Origin of the sequence: Rivihabitans pingtungensis (genome assembly GCF_003201855.1) — a bacterium.
In the GTDB taxonomy this organism is placed as follows: domain Bacteria; phylum Pseudomonadota; class Gammaproteobacteria; order Burkholderiales; family Aquaspirillaceae; genus Rivihabitans; species Rivihabitans pingtungensis.
In genome coordinates this window covers 224464-238297 of record NZ_QJKI01000001.1, presented here as the reverse complement: position 1 = coordinate 238297, position 13834 = coordinate 224464, and the positions used below count along the sequence as shown (strand labels likewise).

Genomic DNA, 13834 nt, shown 5'->3' with positions numbered 1-13834 from the left:
GCAGGGTTGCAGGCCGGTCGGCCCGGCCGGGAATATGTGCAGACATCAGGAACGGCCGCGCGTCTGGCGCGTCGAAGTCTGGTGAAAACCGCGCCAAAGCGCAGAAAATTCACCATCACCGCCGTTTTTGCATTGTTTTCAATTATTGGCCTGTCCCTGATAAAAAGTCAAAGAAGGCGCTTTTCGCATGATTTTTCAACGCAGCCTGATTCGTGAGCTCACTCAGGTGGCGATGGCGGTGTTTACCGTGCTGCTCGCCATTGTGCTGACCACCCAGGTGCTCAAGCTGTTTGGCCGCGCCGCCGCTGGCCAGCTGGCTTCTGACGCCATCTTTGCCATGGTGGGCTTTGCCACGCTGGGGTCGTTTGGCGTGGTGCTGTCGCTGACCTTGTTTATCTCCATCATGATTGTGCTCACCCGCCTGCATCGCGACAGCGAAATGGCCGTGTGGCAAACCTCCGGCTTGTCGCCGACCGCGTGGATCAGCCCGGTGCTGAAATTTGCCGTGCCGCTGGTGGCGCTGGTGGCGGTGGTCAGCCTGTTTCTGGCGCCGTGGGCCAAGGGGAAAGGCAATCAGTATGCCAACCTCCTTAAGCAGCGCGAAGAAATCTCGGCGCTGGCGCCGGGGGTGTTCAAAGAAACCCAGGGCGGCAAGCGGGTGTACTTTATCGAGAATTACTCGGGCGAGGCCGGCGCTGCCAATAATATCTTTGTGCAGTTGATCGACAGCGAGGGCCGCTTGTCGTCGGTGTTTGCCCAATCGGGCCGGCTGTATACCGACGACACCCATGGCGAGCGCTTTTTGCTGCTGGAGCATGGCCGCCGCTACGAGGGCGAGGCCGGCCGCCAGGATTTCCGGGTGGTGGAGTTTCAGCGTTACCGGGTGCGCATTGACCAGGGCTTGAAGCCGCTGAGCGAAAGCAGCAGCAAGATTCGTCCCACGGTCGAGCTGATGACTGAGGGGGATCAGGGCAGCCGTGGCGAGCTGGCCTGGCGCTTCTCAGTGCCGATCAGCGCCTTGATTTTGGCCTTGCTGGCCATTCCGCTGTCGCACTACAACCCGCGTGCCGGGCAAACCCTCAACCTGCTGGTGGCGCTGTTTATTTACATGTTTTATTACAACACCATGGGCGTGGTCGAATCAGCCATTTCGCGCGGCAAGGTGGGCTGGCTGACCGGCATGCTGCCCTTGCACCTGTCGCTGTTCATCCTGTTTGTCGGTCTGATGGCCTGGCGCAGTGGCGCCCTGCGGCGCAACAAGGGGGTGTGCTGAGATGAGCTTGCTCACCCGTTATCTGATTTCGCGCATCAGCCTGGTGACCTTGTTCACCCTGCTGGCGCTGGTGGCGCTGTTTTCGTTTTTTGACATCATCAACGAAGCTGGCGACCTGGGCAAAGGCAGCTACACTCTGGGCATCATGCTGGTGCATGTGCTGCTGCAAATTCCCGGCCATATTTACGAGTTGCTGCCGCTGGCGGTGCTGATTGGCACCCTGGTGGCGATGAGCCTGCTGGCTTCGGGCTCGGAATACACGGTGATGCGCGCCTCCGGGGTGTCTTTGCTGCGCGTGGGCAGCATCCTGGTGCAAATCGGCCTGGTGTTTGCCCTGGTCACGCTGCTGATGGGCGAATTTATTGCCCCCAAGGCCGAGCAAGAGGCCGAGCGGCTGAAAATCCGCGCTACCCGCTCGGTGGTGGCCCAGCAATTCAACTCTGGCTCGTGGATGAAAGACGACCGCAATTTTATTAATGTGCGGGAAATTCTGCCGGATAATTCCTTGATTGGCCTTCGTATTTACAGCTACGACGCTGATCTGCGCCTGACCCGCACCCGCTACGCCGAGCGTGGTTTTTATCTGGGTGACGGCAGCTGGCGGCTGGAAAAAGTCCAGGATTCCGACATCACGCCCGAGCGCATCGTGCGCAGCCACCATGATGCCCTGGTGTGGAAGTCGGTCATTCGCCCGGAAATCCTCTCGGTGCTGCTGGTGGTGCCCGAGCAGATGTCCGGCCTGAACCTGGTGGCCTATATCGACCACCTGAAAAACAACAGCCAAAAAACCTCGCGCTATGAAATCGCCCTGTGGGGCAAGATTTTTTACCCGCTGGCCTGTTTGTCGATGGCGCTGATGGCGCTGGCCTTCACCCCGGTCAACCGCCGCGAAGGTAATCTGGGCATGCAGCTGTTTATCGGCATCCTGATTGGCCTGTCGTTTCACTTTTTCAACCGCCTGCTGGGCCATCTGGGCTTGCTGTATGACTGGTGGCCGGCGGCGGTGGCGATTGTGCCCACGCTGACCTTTTTGGCTGCTGGCGCCGTCCTGACCGCGCGGCGCGAACGTCGCTGACCCTGATCCTACCCCCGGAAGCGTTGCTGGATGAATACCCCCCTGTCCGCCGAGCAGCTTGCCAGCTGGCGCGAAAAACTCAAGCAAGGCCGCGAAAAACTGGCCGAACATTTTGCCCGCCAGCGCGACCCGCGCTGGGTGATGAAGCGCGCCACCGATATGGTAGACGTGATCATCCGCGAAGTCTGGCAGGCGCTGGCGCTGGGCGAGCGCGCGGCGGCAATTGCCGTGGGCGGCTATGGCCGCGCCCAGCAGTTTCCGCACTCGGACATCGATCTGCTGGTGCTGCTGCCAGAAAACCCCGACCAGGCGCTGTCGGCGGCGGTGGAGCAGCTGATTGGCGCGCTGTGGGACGTGGGCATGGAAGTCGGCCACAGCGTGCGCACGCTGAGCGAATGCATGGCCGAGGCCGCCGGCGACATCACCATCGAAACCACCCTGCTGGAAAACCGCTGGCTGATTGGCAATGCCCAGCTGCACACCGCGCTGAACCAGCAGCTGGAAGCGCACATCGACCCGGTGGCGTTTTTTGAGGCCAAGCAATTCGAGCAACAGCAGCGGCACAATAAATACTTTGGCGTGGCCAATAATCTGGAGCCCAACGTCAAAGAAAGCCCCGGCGGCCTGCGCGACCTGCAAACCATTTTGTGGATCAGCAAGGCCAGCGGCCTGGGCGACAGCTGGGGCGCGCTGGTGGAAGGCGGCATCCTCACCGCCCAGGAAGCGCGGCTGATTCGCCACAGCGAGCACCAACTGCAATGCCTGCGCATCGACCTGCACCTGACCGCCAAACGGCGCGAAGACCGGCTGATTTTTGACCTGCAACAGCAAGTCGCCCTGCGCTGGGGTCTGCAAGACAGCCCCAGCCGGCGCGCCTCCGAGCAGCTGATGCAGCTGTATTACCGCGCTGCCCGGCTGGTCAGCCAACTGAACGGCATCCTGCTGCCCAACCTGAAATCCCGGCTGTATTCGCAAGTGCGCCAGGTCAGCCATGTGCTGAACGAGCGTTTTCGCACGCTGAACGGCATGCTGGCGGTGCGCCGCCCCGATGTGTTTGAAAAAACCCCGTCCGCCATCCTGGAAGGCTTTTTGCTGTTGCAGCGCCACCCCGAGCTGACCGGCTTTACTCCAAAAACCCTGCGTGCCCTGTGGCACGCGCGCGGCAAGATCAACGGCGCTTTTCGCCGCGACCCGGCCAATCAGGCGCTGTTTTTGCAGATGTTTCGCGAGCCGGCCGGGCTGACGCGCGGCCTGCGGCGGATGAATTTATACGGCGTGCTCGGCCGCTACCTGCCGGCCTGGGGGCGTATTGTTGGCCAGATGCAGCATGATTTGTTTCATGTCTACACCGTCGATGAACACATCCTGATGGTGGTGCGCAATCTGCGCCGCTTTGCCTCGCCGGCCTTCAACCACGAATACCCGTTTTGCAGCAAGCTGCTGAACGACTTTGAGCGCCCGGAAGCGCTGTATCTGGCTGGCTTGTTCCACGACATCGCCAAAGGCCGGGGTGGCGATCATTCCAAGCTGGGCATGGCCGACGCCCGCGAATTTTGCCAGACCCACGGCCTGCCGCCAGAAGACATTGATCTGGTGGAATGGCTGGTGGGCGAGCACCTCACCATGTCGGCGGTGGCGCAAAAAGAAGACATCTACGACCCGGAAACCGTGCAAGCCTTTGCCGAGCGGGTGGGCGACGTTCGCCGGCTGACCGCGCTGTATCTCTTGTCGGTGGCCGACATTCGCGGCACCAGCCCCAAGGTGTGGAACGCCTGGAAAGGCAAACTGCTGGAAGACCTGTACACCTCCACCCTGCGCATGCTGGCGCGCGGCGGCCAGGTGGACACCGAATCCGAGCTGGAAGAACGCCGCAACGAAGCGCGCAACCTGCTGCGCCTGTCGCTGGTGCCCGACGGCGTCGAAGAAAAACTGTGGAAGCAGCTGGACACGGTGTATTTTCTGCGCCACGAAGCGCGGGAAATCGCCTGGCACGCGCGCGTGCTCAACCGCTTTGTCGATACCGATGCCCCCATCGTCAAGGCGCGGATTTCCACCAGCAAAGAAGGCATCAAGGTACTGGTCTACACCCCCGACCAGCCCGACCTGTTTGCCCGCATCTGCGGCTTTTTTGGCCGCACCCACTACAGCATTGCCGACGCCAAGATTTACACCACCCGCCACGGCTACGCGCTGGACACCTTTCATGTGTTTGTGCCCGAACACTTTGACGGCGACTACCGCGACCTGATCAACTATGTGGAATTTGAACTGGCCGCCCTGCTCACCCGCCAGGCCCCGCTGGCGCCGCCCAGCGGCGGGCGCATCAACCGCCATTTGAAATACTTTCCCATCGAACCGCAGGTCAGCATCCGCCCGGACGATCGCGGCAACTACCATGTGCTGTCCATCGTCACCGGCGACCGCCCCGGCCTGCTGGCGCGCATCGCCTGGGTGCTGTCGCGCCACCAGGTGAGCGTGCAATCCGCCAAAATCATGACCCTGGGCTCACGGGTGGAAGACTCCTTCCTGCTGCAAGGCGGTGCGCTGAACGACGCCAAACGCGCGCTGCAACTGGAAGGCGAACTGCTGGATGAACTGCAATTGCAGGGCTAGGGCGGCGTGGATTGATCCCGCAAGCAAGATCGTATTTGCCAAAAAATCAAAACCCAGGATGTCCGCACCAGCGGCAATCCTGGGTTTTTTCAGTCGTGGGTGGACCGCTCAGCCATGAAACGCCACTGGCGCTGCCAGGCGGAATTCGGCGCTGAAGGTGGCGCGGGCGGCAAAGGCGCGGTTGAATGCCAGCACGTCAGCCAGCGTCACTGCAAACAGCGTCAGCCGTGCGCCGCGTCGCTCGGCCAGATAGCCCTGGCGCTCGGCGCTGATGGCCAGCTCGGTGAGCACGGCCTCGTGGCCGGGCAGGGCACGCACTCGCACATCGCCGGCCAGTGGCTCGGGGCGGCGCCGTGCCTGCGTGGTGGTCGTGGTGGTCTGCTGGGCGACGGTGAAATCGGCATAGCTGTCGGATTGGCAATCGTACATCGGGCATCTCCTGTTCGGTGTGCGAAGCCCGTGTGGGCCACGCTTTAGCAAGATTTATCAAGCGCCTGCAAGTTGTGTGCATTAAATCGGCGCTGCCGGGCGGGCCGGCCAAAACGAAAAACCCGCCAGCCAAAGCTGTGCGGGTTTCGCATACGCTTTAGCTGCATTTGTAAAGCGCCCGCAAGCTGAAGCTCAAATCGGCGCTGTGGGTGCCAATTTACTGCGGGCTTGTTGATCTTGTCAAGGGTGGTGAGCGGGTTTTTCCCGCAGGGCCGCCAGCGCCGCCATACCGGCCAGCATCACCGCCGCCGCCAGCCACAGCGCGCCGCGATAGCTGCCGGTGACGGTGGCGATATAGCCAGCCAGCGCCGGCGCCACAATCTGCGCCACGCCATAGCTGAGCGTCATGCGCGCCATCGCCTTGGCCGGGTTGGCCGGAAAATGCCGGCCAATAATCGACAGCGTCAGGCTGACAATCCCGACAAAGGTTCCGCCGTACAAGGCCGCGCTCAGCAGGTTCAGCAGCGCGCCCTCACTGGCCGCCGGCAGGGCAATCGACACGGTTTGCAGGCCATAGGCCAGCAAAAGCGCCGGAATCTGCCCCAGCCGCGCTGCCAATCGATCCCAGACAAAGCACGACGGCGTGGCCATCAGCCCGACCAGCACCCACACCCAGCCGCCCAGATTGGCCAGCAGCGGCAGCTTGCCGACAATGGCGATGATAAAGGTCGCGCTGATCACATAGCCAAACCCCGCGCAAAAATACGCCGCCACAAAAAACCCCATCCAGCGCCGGCTGGGTCCGGCGGCCGGCGCTGTGGCGGTGGCGCCGGCCCCAGCCGGGGCCGGCATCCACCACCAGGCGGGCAGCATGAAAACCAGGCCCAGCACGCCCAGGCCCAGCCACTGCCCGGCCCAATCCAGCGACGCCATCGCCGCCACCGCCAGCCCGGACACCACAATGCCCAGGCCAATGCCGGTAAAGTGCAGGCCCAGCTCGGCGCGGCAGCCGTGGCGAATCAGCCAGTTCAGCACCAGGCCAGAGGCAATCAGCAAGCCGGCGGTGCTGGAAATTCCGGCCAGCAGGCGCAAGGCCGTCCACAGATACAGATTGTCGGTCAGCCCCATGCCCAGCGTGGTCAGCACCGCCAGCGCCAGCCCCAGCCGATACAGGCGGAATTTATCCTGCAAGCGCGACAAGGTTGCCGCCAGCAAGGCGCCGCTGATATAGCCGACATAATTGAACGTGGCCAGCCAGCCGCCGGCCAGATCGCTCAGCCCGGCTTGTGTGCGCATGATCGGCAGCATCGGCGTATAGGCAAAGCGCGCCAGCCCCACGGTGAGAATCAGCGCGCACACGCCAGCGGCAAGCACCCGCCAGCGGGCGCTGGCCAGGGCGGGGTCGAGGGAAACAGCAATAGACATGATGGGCGCTCCGGCAGGCAATGCGCCATGGTAAGGCTGGCGCGGCTGGCCGGCATTCGATAATCTGACGATCACTATCGATGAAAAGACAGCTACCATGCCCCTTGGCCCAGACTGGCGCGCCGTAGACCTGCCAGAAATCGACACCCTGCCCAGCCCGGTGTTTTTGCGCTCGCAGCGCCTGCCGGCGCGGCACAGTTTTTTGCCGCACACCCACCGCTGGCGTCAGCTGGTGTACGCCACCGCTGGCGCGCTGCTGGTGCAGGCGCCAGACACCTGGTGCGTGATCACCCCCGAGCAAGCGGTGTGGCTGCCCACCGGCGTGCTGCACGCCACCGGCGCCCTGCACGATGCGGAGTTTCGCAATCTGTATGTGGACGCCGCGCTGGCGCTGGACATGCCCGAGCACTGCCAGGTGCTGGCCGCCACCCCGCTGCTGCGCGCGCTGATTGTCGAGCTGGACGCCATCGGCCAGCGCCAGGAAAGCGCCGACTACACCGCCCGCGTGCAGCAGTTGATTGTTGATCAGCTGCCACGCCTGCCCCGGCAGGATGTGCACCTGCCGTGGCCAAAAGACCCGCAGCTGCGCATCCTGTGCGAGGCGCTGTACGCCCAGCCCGCCGACCCGCGCGACCTGCCCGCCTGGGGCGCCGCGTTGGGCGCCTCGGCGCGCACGCTGAGCCGACGTTTCGAGCGCGAACTGGGCATCAGCCTGCGCGACTGGCGCACCCGCCTGCGGCTGATCCGTGCGCTGGAATGGCTGGGCGCTGGCCGCGCCGTCACCGACGTGGCGCTGGAGCTGGGCTACGCCTCACCCTCGGCGTTCAGCCATATGTTCCGCCAGGCCATGGGGTGCAGCCCGAGCGACTGGCGGCGGGGGGAGTGTGGTTAGAGCTGCTAACAAGACCCTCCTGGCGTTGTTGCGCAGCCTGGCCGTACGCCTTGTACTGTCTGCGGCTGCGCACCTAGCCAGGCGCGCTTCGCTGAGTTTTGTGAGCGGCTCTTAACAAAGCCTTCGGATGCCCACGGCTTTTTTCTCCTGTCCTCCCCGCGCCTCGGTACAGCATGTTACCGGTGAAAAAGCCCGCAATCAGGTGTGGGAGTATGACAGCACTGGTGCACTCAAGCGCCAGGAAGTGGAAAGCCGCCGTGCCAACCGCAGCTTTTTGCTGACGCTGGAAGGCAAGTGGTAACGGGGAGAAGGGGGTAGTCAGCTATTGTCAGACATGAATGGGTATGATGAATAATGCATAAATTGCCGTTGTGGATATGGCAAGCCGCCCGTTCATCTTCCCTTCCCAAGGAGCCCTGCATGATTCTGTCACGCCCTTCTCTTGCCCTGACGCTGGCCCTGGTGCTCGGCGGTCTGACCGCCCAGGCCCACGCTGCCGGCTATGCTGGCGCATTCTCTGCTGAGCAAGCCTGCACCGCCACCGTCAACAAGCCCAAGGCCGGCAAGCCTGACAATAATCCCGATCAGTTCACCGTGCAGTCCGGGGTGGTGTATCCGATCATTGACGCTGATGCACCCAATGCCCCGACCTGGTATCGGATACAAGCCCAAGGCGCACAGCCGGCAGAGCGCTGGGTATCGGCCCATTGCGGTCGGGGTGCGCTGACATCCAGACCTGCCAGCACCAGCAGCACGTCGTCAGCCAGCAGCGGCAAGGCCTGCAATCTGGCCGGGCAAGGTGACAGCTATGTGTTTGCCGTCAGCTGGCAGGCGGCTTTCTGTGAAACCCATCAAAGCAAGCCAGAATGTCAGCAGCCCACCCCGTGGGCCAGCCAGAACTTCACGCTGCATGGCCTGTGGCCCAATCTGGGGCGCTGCGGCACCAATTATGGCTATTGCAGCAGCCAGCCGCAGCAGAAGAATTTCTGCAACTATCCTGAGCCGGCCATCAGCGCCAGCACCATGCGCCAACTGGGCGAAGTGATGCCCAGCGCTGCGGCGGGTTCTTGCCTGCAACGTCATGAGTGGTTCAAGCACGGCACCTGCCAGACTGAATGGGATGCCGATGGCTACTTTGAGGTGGCCATTGATCTGGTCAAGCAATTCAATGCCTCGAGTGTCGGGCCGTTCATTGCGGCCAACCGGGGCCTGAGCATTCCCACCCAGGATCTGTTTGCCGTCATTGATCAGGGCCTGGGCGCCAATGCGCACAAGCGGATGAAATTCTTCTGCACCAATGGCCAACTGGTAGACATCTACATGAACCTGCCGAACAGCATCCCGCGTCAGCAGCCCAAGCTGGGGCCGCTGTTGCAAGCCGCCGAGGAAGGGTTTTCTTCCAGTTGCGGCGAGAGCTTCCGGGTGGATGTGATGTAAGCACCGGGTCTGGCGCTGTCACCGACAGGCCGGGCTGGGCAAAGACATGCTCAAGCAGTGACAGGCTAGTGTATGTCGTCGCCCAGGGCCTGCCAGGCGGCCAGCTTGTCGGCAAACGCCAGCGTGTGTGCCGGACTGGACGAGGGCAGCGGCAACACCCGCAGCCAGGGGTAAGGCGTCAGTTGCACCGCCGCCCGCGCGGCGGTGGCGCCATTGAAGGCCACCGTGTGCAGGCGCGGCAGCTGGGCAATCAGCGCCGGCAGCGGGTTGGCCTGGGCGTCGCGGATATTGGCGTCCAGGCTGCCGCGCCGTTGCGCTTGCGCCACCACATCCCACAGCCCGACCCCCGCCGCCAGCAAGGCTTGCAGCCGCGCGGGGTAGGCCAGCGCCGGCAAGTCGGGCTGCTTCAGCACCGCCGCCAGCAGCGGCCAGAACTGGTTGCGCGGGTGGGCGTAATACTGCTGAGCCGCCAGCGAGGCCGCGCCGGGCAGGCTGCCCAGAATCAATACTTGCGTGTCGGCGTTGACCACCGGGGTAAAACAGCGCGCCAGCGCAGCGCCCTCGCCCACTGCCGCCATCAGAACAACTCGCCCTGATGCGTCGCCAGCCAGGCTTTGACCGGGCCAAATGTCTTGCGGTGAATGCTCAGCACGCCGTGTTCGGCAATCGCTGCCAGATGCTCGGCGGTGGGGTAGCCCTTGTGGCGGGCAAAGCCATAAGCCGGATATTGCGCATCCAGCGCCACCAGCTCGGCGTCGCGCGCAGTTTTGGCCAGAATCGACGCCGCGGAAATCTCCGCCACCTTGGCGTCGCCCTTGACGATGGCGCTGACCGGCAGCGGTTTGAACAGCTTGGGCGTGCGGTTGCCGTCCACCTGCACTTCGCTGGGCGTCACTGCCAGCGCATCCACCGCCCGCGCCATGGCCAGCATGCTGGCGTGCAGGATATTGATCTGGTCGATTTCTTCCACACTGGCGCTGGCAATCGCCCAGGCCAGGGCTTTCTCACGGATTTCCAGTGCCAGCGCATCGCGCTTGGCTTCAGAGAGTTTTTTGGAATCGGCCAGGCCGCTGATCGGGCGGGTGGGGTTAAGAATCACCGCAGCGGCAAATACTGCGCCGGCCAAGGGGCCACGGCCGGCTTCGTCAACGCCGCAGAGTCGGTTCTGTTGTTCAGCCATGTTCTGCCACCTCCAGCACCGCCTGCGCAGCACGTGCAGCGCTGTCCTGCTTCAGCGTGTGGTGCAGTTCGGTCAGTTTGCCATCCAGCCAGGCGCGGTAGTCGGCGTCGCGCCAGGCGTTGAGCAGGGCCTGGGCGAGGTTTTCCGGGGTGGCGTCGTCTTGCAGCAGTTCCGGCACGATGAATTCGCCGCACAGGATATTGGGCAGGCCAACATAGGGCAGTTGCAGTTTGCGTTTGACGATGCGGTAGGTGATCGGCGAGATTTTGTAGCTGATCACCATCGGCCGTTTGGCCAGGGCCACTTCCAGCGTGGCGGTGCCGCTGGCCACCAGCACGGCGTCGGCGGCAGCCATGGCGTGTTGGGCGTGGCCGAACAGGCGGCGGATGGGCAGTTGGTGGGCTTTCAGCCGCCACAGCAGTTGTTCAAAGCGGTCAAAGGTCGGGCGGGTGGCCAACGGCACCAAAAATTGCGCGTCGGGCACTTCTTTGGCGATCAAGCGGGCGGCGGCGATGAACAGCGGGGCCATCACGTCCACTTCGCCCTGGCGGCTGCCGGGCATCAGGGTGAACACTGGCGCCTGGCGCGGCAGGATGTTCAGCACCTCACGCGCGCCCTGGCGGTCGGGGACGATGGGCATGCTTTCCGCCAGCGGGTGGCCCACATAGCTGACCGGCACGCCGGCCGCCTGGTAAATCGGCGGCTCCATCGGAAACAGCGCCAGCACGCGGTTTACCGCTTGTTTGATTTTGTGCACGCGCTCGCCGCGCCAGGCCCAGATCGACGGGCTGACGTAGTGAATGGTGCGAATGCCGGCGGCTTTCAGGCTGTGTTCAACCGCCAGATTGAAATCCGGCGCATCGACGCCGATGAACACGTCCGGGCGCTCGGCCAGCAGCTTGGCCTTGAGCTCGCGGCGGATGGCGAGGATGGCGCGCAGATTGCGCAGCACTTCCACATAGCCGCGCACGGCCAGGGTTTCTTGCGGAAACAGGCTTTCCAGCCCGGCGGCTTGCATTTTGGGGCCACCGATGCCGACAAAGCGCGCATCCGGGCGGCGGGCACGGATGGCGTCGATCAGCCGCGCGCCCAGCATATCGCCCGAGGCCTCGCCGGCCACCATGGCGATGCGCAGGCCGGCGTCGGGTGGAAACAGGCCCATCAGCGGATGATGCCGCGCTTGGCGCGGGCAAAAAAGTCCACAAACAGCGCCAGCTCCGGGGCGTCGGCGGCAGCCTCGGTGATGGCGGCCTTGGCGTCTTCCAGGCTCAGGCCCTGGCGGTAAATCTGCTTGTAGGCGCGTTTGATGCGGCTGATTTGCTCGGCGTCAAAGCCACGGCGGCGCAGGCCTTCGCTATTGATGCCCACCGGATGAGCGTGGTTGCCGGCGGCGGTGACATAGGGCGGGATGTCTTGCACGACAATCGAACCGCCAGCGGTCATGGCATGGGCGCCGATGGTGCAAAACTGATGCACGGCGGTCAGCCCGCCGAGAAACACATGGTCGCCGATGCTGATGTGGCCGGCCAGGGTGGCGTTATTGGCCAGGATGCAGTGGTCGCCCACAATGCAATCATGGGCGATATGCACATAAGCCATCACCCAGTTGTCATTGCCCAGCCGGGTCAGGCCGCCGTCTTGCACGGTGCCGACGTTAAAGGTGCAAAACTCGCGGATGGTGTTGTTGTCGCCAATTTCCAGCCGGGTGGGTTCGCCGGCGTATTTTTTGTCTTGCGGCGCGGCGCCCAGCGAGGCGAACTGAAAAATCTGGTTCTGGCGGCCAATGCTGGTGTGGCCTTCAATCACCGTGTGCGGGCCCACGCGGGTGCCGGCGCCGATGCTGACATGCTCGCCAATCACCGCGTAAGGGCCAATCTCCACGCTGGCGTCAATCTGTGCGCCCGGCGCAATGATGGCGGTGGGATGAATCGCCATGGATCACACCTCCCGACGGGCGCACATCAGATCCGCTTCGGCGGCGATTTCGCCATCCACCTTGGCCACGGCGCGGAATTTGCCGATGCCGCGCGCCACGCGCAGCATTTCCACTTCCAGGGTCAGCTGGTCGCCGGGGATCACCTGGCGCTTGAAGCGGCAGTTGTCGATGCCGACAAAGAAATACAGGGCGTTTTCCTGACGCACATCGCCATCGTGGGTTTTCACCGCCAGGATGCCGGCGGCCTGGGCCAGCGCTTCGACAATCAGCACGCCCGGCATCACCGGGTAGCCGTCAAAGTGGCCGACAAAAAACGGCTCGTTGATGGTGACGTTTTTCAGGGCGACGATGCGCTTGCCGACTTCCAGTTCGGTGACACGATCCACCAGCAAAAACGGGTAACGGTGCGGCAGCAGCTTGAGAATGGCGCGTAGGTCGATCAGGGTGGCGAATTCGCTCATTGGGGTTCCTTGGTGGAGTGGGGGTCGGTGGCGTTGGCGGCAGCCAGACGGGCTTCCAGCTGCTTGACGCGCGCCGCCAGCTTGCCCAGCTGACGCACATGCGCGGCGTTGCCCAGCCACTCTTTATGGGTGGCCAGCGGGTACACGGCGGTGTACTGGCCAGGTTTGTCCAGATTTTTGGCCACCAGCGTGCCGCCGGAGATGTGCACACGGTCGCCGATTTTCAGATGGCCAGAGATCATCGCCGCGCCGCCGATCATGCAATTGGCGCCAATGCTGGTGCTGCCGGCCACGCCGACGCAGGCGGCCATGGCGGTGTGCGCGCCCACCCGGCAGTTGTGGGCGATGTGGATCAGATTATCCAGGCGCACGCCGCGCTCAATCACCGTGTCGGCCAGCGCGCCACGGTCGATGGTGGTGTTGGCGCCGATTTCTACGTCGTCGCCCAGCACCGCGCGGCCGATTTGCGGGATTTTTTCCCAGTGGTCGCCGGCCCAGGCGTTGCCAAAGCCATCGGCGCCAATCACCGCGCCAGCATGCAGAATGCAGCGGGCGCCGACCACGCAGCCGTGGTGCACCACCACGCGCGGGTGCAACACGCAATCGTCGCCGATTACCGCGCCCGCCTCGACTACCGCGCCTGCCATCAACAACACCCGCTCGCCGATCACCGCGCCGGCGCCAATGCTGACAAACTCGCGGATTTCCGCGCTGGCGGCCACCTGCGCGTCAGCGGCCACCGCCGCGCTGGGATGCGCGCCAGCGGCGCGCGCCGCCGGCGGCGGGCACATCAGCCCGGCCAGCCGGGCAAAATACACATAGGGGTCGGCGCAGACAATCGCTGGGCGGGCGGCAATGTCCAGCAAGTCGGCTTTGACAATCACCGCGCCAGCGGCCGAGGCGCGCAGCGCGTCGGCGTGCTTGGTGCCGGTGACAAAGGCAATCTCGTCGGCGCCGGCTTCGTCCAGCGGCGCCAGGCGGGCGATAAGGCGATCTTCGCCGTGCAATTCGCCGCCCAGGCGGGCGACAATCTCAGAAAGGGTCCAGGCCATGTATGGTCCTTGGCGGGCAAAAAAACACACGCGCCAGCCACGCCGCCCGGCCGCCCGCGGG

14 protein-coding genes are annotated in these 13834 nt (G+C 63.8%); 6 read left to right on the top strand and 8 right to left on the bottom strand.

Annotated features, from left to right (window positions below):
* Positions 1-187 precede the first annotated feature (187 nt).
* The 3 genes from lptF to DFR34_RS01045 are packed head-to-tail and all read left to right on the top strand — an operon-like array spanning position 188 to position 4961.
* A complete protein-coding gene (gene lptF, locus DFR34_RS01055) occupies positions 188-1273 on the top strand; it encodes an LPS export ABC transporter permease LptF (RefSeq protein ID WP_110389291.1) in 1086 nt (361 codons plus the stop codon).
* A gap of 1 nt (position 1274) precedes the next feature.
* On the top strand, positions 1275-2348 hold the full coding sequence (gene lptG, locus DFR34_RS01050) for an LPS export ABC transporter permease LptG (RefSeq protein ID WP_110389290.1): 1074 nt from the start codon (positions 1275-1277) through the stop codon (positions 2346-2348).
* A gap of 30 nt (positions 2349-2378) precedes the next feature.
* Positions 2379-4961 carry a [protein-PII] uridylyltransferase gene (locus DFR34_RS01045; RefSeq protein ID WP_110389289.1) on the top strand — a complete coding sequence of 861 codons (2583 nt, stop codon included), beginning with the start codon at positions 2379-2381 and terminating at the stop codon, positions 4959-4961.
* Positions 4962-5069: 108 nt separating this feature from the next.
* On the opposite strand, the gene DFR34_RS01040 is transcribed toward DFR34_RS01045, so the two are convergent.
* Together DFR34_RS01040 and DFR34_RS01035 are read right to left on the bottom strand one after the other, a co-directional pair.
* Positions 5070-5390: a hypothetical protein gene (locus DFR34_RS01040; RefSeq protein WP_110389288.1), complete on the bottom strand. Its 321-nt coding sequence runs from the start codon at positions 5388-5390 to the stop codon at positions 5070-5072.
* Positions 5391-5630: 240 nt separating this feature from the next.
* Positions 5631-6815, bottom strand: a complete 1185-nt coding sequence (locus DFR34_RS01035) for a YbfB/YjiJ family MFS transporter (RefSeq protein ID WP_110389287.1) — start codon at positions 6813-6815, stop codon at positions 5631-5633.
* A 97-nt stretch (positions 6816-6912) separates the two neighbouring features.
* Between DFR34_RS01035 and DFR34_RS01030 the strand changes: the two genes are divergently transcribed.
* From DFR34_RS01030 to DFR34_RS01025, 3 genes are all read left to right on the top strand, one after another.
* Entirely contained in the window at positions 6913-7707 is a 795-nt protein-coding gene (locus tag DFR34_RS01030) for an AraC family transcriptional regulator (RefSeq protein WP_110389286.1), read from the top strand.
* 127 nt (positions 7708-7834) lie between these two features.
* Positions 7835-8008, top strand: a complete 174-nt coding sequence (locus DFR34_RS17040) for a hypothetical protein (RefSeq protein ID WP_158281707.1) — start codon at positions 7835-7837, stop codon at positions 8006-8008.
* A 119-nt stretch (positions 8009-8127) separates the two neighbouring features.
* Positions 8128-9144, top strand: a complete 1017-nt coding sequence (locus tag DFR34_RS01025; protein WP_158281706.1) for a ribonuclease T2 family protein — start codon at positions 8128-8130, stop codon at positions 9142-9144.
* Between the two features lie 65 nt (positions 9145-9209).
* On the opposite strand, the gene DFR34_RS01020 is transcribed toward DFR34_RS01025, so the two are convergent.
* The 6 genes from DFR34_RS01020 to lpxD are packed head-to-tail and all read right to left on the bottom strand — an operon-like array spanning position 9210 to position 13773.
* A complete protein-coding gene (locus DFR34_RS01020; protein ID WP_110389284.1) occupies positions 9210-9722 on the bottom strand; it encodes a DNA-deoxyinosine glycosylase in 513 nt (170 codons plus the stop codon).
* Positions 9722-10324, bottom strand: a complete 603-nt coding sequence (gene rnhB / locus DFR34_RS01015; RefSeq protein WP_110389283.1) for a ribonuclease HII — start codon at positions 10322-10324, stop codon at positions 9722-9724. The genes DFR34_RS01020 and rnhB overlap by 1 nt, the downstream gene beginning before the upstream one ends.
* Positions 10317-11486, bottom strand: coding sequence for a lipid-A-disaccharide synthase (gene lpxB / locus DFR34_RS01010; RefSeq protein ID WP_110389282.1), 1170 nt, complete (start codon positions 11484-11486; stop codon positions 10317-10319). Before lpxB ends, rnhB begins: the two co-directional genes overlap by 8 nt.
* Positions 11486-12259 carry an acyl-ACP--UDP-N-acetylglucosamine O-acyltransferase gene (gene lpxA, locus DFR34_RS01005; protein ID WP_110389281.1) on the bottom strand — a complete coding sequence of 258 codons (774 nt, stop codon included), beginning with the start codon at positions 12257-12259 and terminating at the stop codon, positions 11486-11488. Before lpxA ends, lpxB begins: the two co-directional genes overlap by 1 nt.
* A 3-nt stretch (positions 12260-12262) precedes the next feature.
* The gene (fabZ, locus tag DFR34_RS01000) at positions 12263-12721 is read right to left on the bottom strand and encodes a 3-hydroxyacyl-ACP dehydratase FabZ (protein ID WP_110389280.1); all 459 of its coding nucleotides are present in this window, start codon (positions 12719-12721) and stop codon (positions 12263-12265) included.
* Entirely contained in the window at positions 12718-13773 is a 1056-nt protein-coding gene (lpxD, locus tag DFR34_RS00995; RefSeq protein WP_110389279.1) for a UDP-3-O-(3-hydroxymyristoyl)glucosamine N-acyltransferase, read from the bottom strand. Before lpxD ends, fabZ begins: the two co-directional genes overlap by 4 nt.
* Positions 13774-13834 lie beyond the last annotated feature (61 nt).

Bases quoted from the DNA above. Each gene is read 5' to 3' on its own strand.
- DFR34_RS01035 (WP_110389287.1), bottom strand. From the start codon at position 6,815: ATGTCTATTGCTGTTTCCCTCGACCCCGCCCTGGCCAGCGCCCGCTGG.
- rnhB (WP_110389283.1), bottom strand. From the start codon at position 10,324: ATGGCTGAACAACAGAACCGACTCTGCGGCGTTGACGAAGCCGGCCGT.
- lpxD (WP_110389279.1), bottom strand. From the start codon at position 13,773: ATGGCCTGGACCCTTTCTGAGATTGTCGCCCGCCTGGGCGGCGAATTG.
- lpxA (WP_110389281.1), bottom strand. From the start codon at position 12,259: ATGGCGATTCATCCCACCGCCATCATTGCGCCGGGCGCACAGATTGAC.
- lpxB (WP_110389282.1), bottom strand. From the start codon at position 11,486: ATGGGCCTGTTTCCACCCGACGCCGGCCTGCGCATCGCCATGGTGGCC.
- fabZ (WP_110389280.1), bottom strand. From the start codon at position 12,721: ATGAGCGAATTCGCCACCCTGATCGACCTACGCGCCATTCTCAAGCTG.
- DFR34_RS01040 (WP_110389288.1), bottom strand. From the start codon at position 5,390: ATGTACGATTGCCAATCCGACAGCTATGCCGATTTCACCGTCGCCCAG.
- DFR34_RS17040 (WP_158281707.1), top strand. From the start codon at position 7,835: ATGCCCACGGCTTTTTTCTCCTGTCCTCCCCGCGCCTCGGTACAGCAT.
- DFR34_RS01020 (WP_110389284.1), bottom strand. From the start codon at position 9,722: ATGGCGGCAGTGGGCGAGGGCGCTGCGCTGGCGCGCTGTTTTACCCCG.
- DFR34_RS01045 (WP_110389289.1), top strand. From the start codon at position 2,379: ATGAATACCCCCCTGTCCGCCGAGCAGCTTGCCAGCTGGCGCGAAAAA.
- lptG (WP_110389290.1), top strand. From the start codon at position 1,275: ATGAGCTTGCTCACCCGTTATCTGATTTCGCGCATCAGCCTGGTGACC.
- DFR34_RS01030 (WP_110389286.1), top strand. From the start codon at position 6,913: ATGCCCCTTGGCCCAGACTGGCGCGCCGTAGACCTGCCAGAAATCGAC.
- DFR34_RS01025 (WP_158281706.1), top strand. From the start codon at position 8,128: ATGATTCTGTCACGCCCTTCTCTTGCCCTGACGCTGGCCCTGGTGCTC.
- lptF (WP_110389291.1), top strand. From the start codon at position 188: ATGATTTTTCAACGCAGCCTGATTCGTGAGCTCACTCAGGTGGCGATG.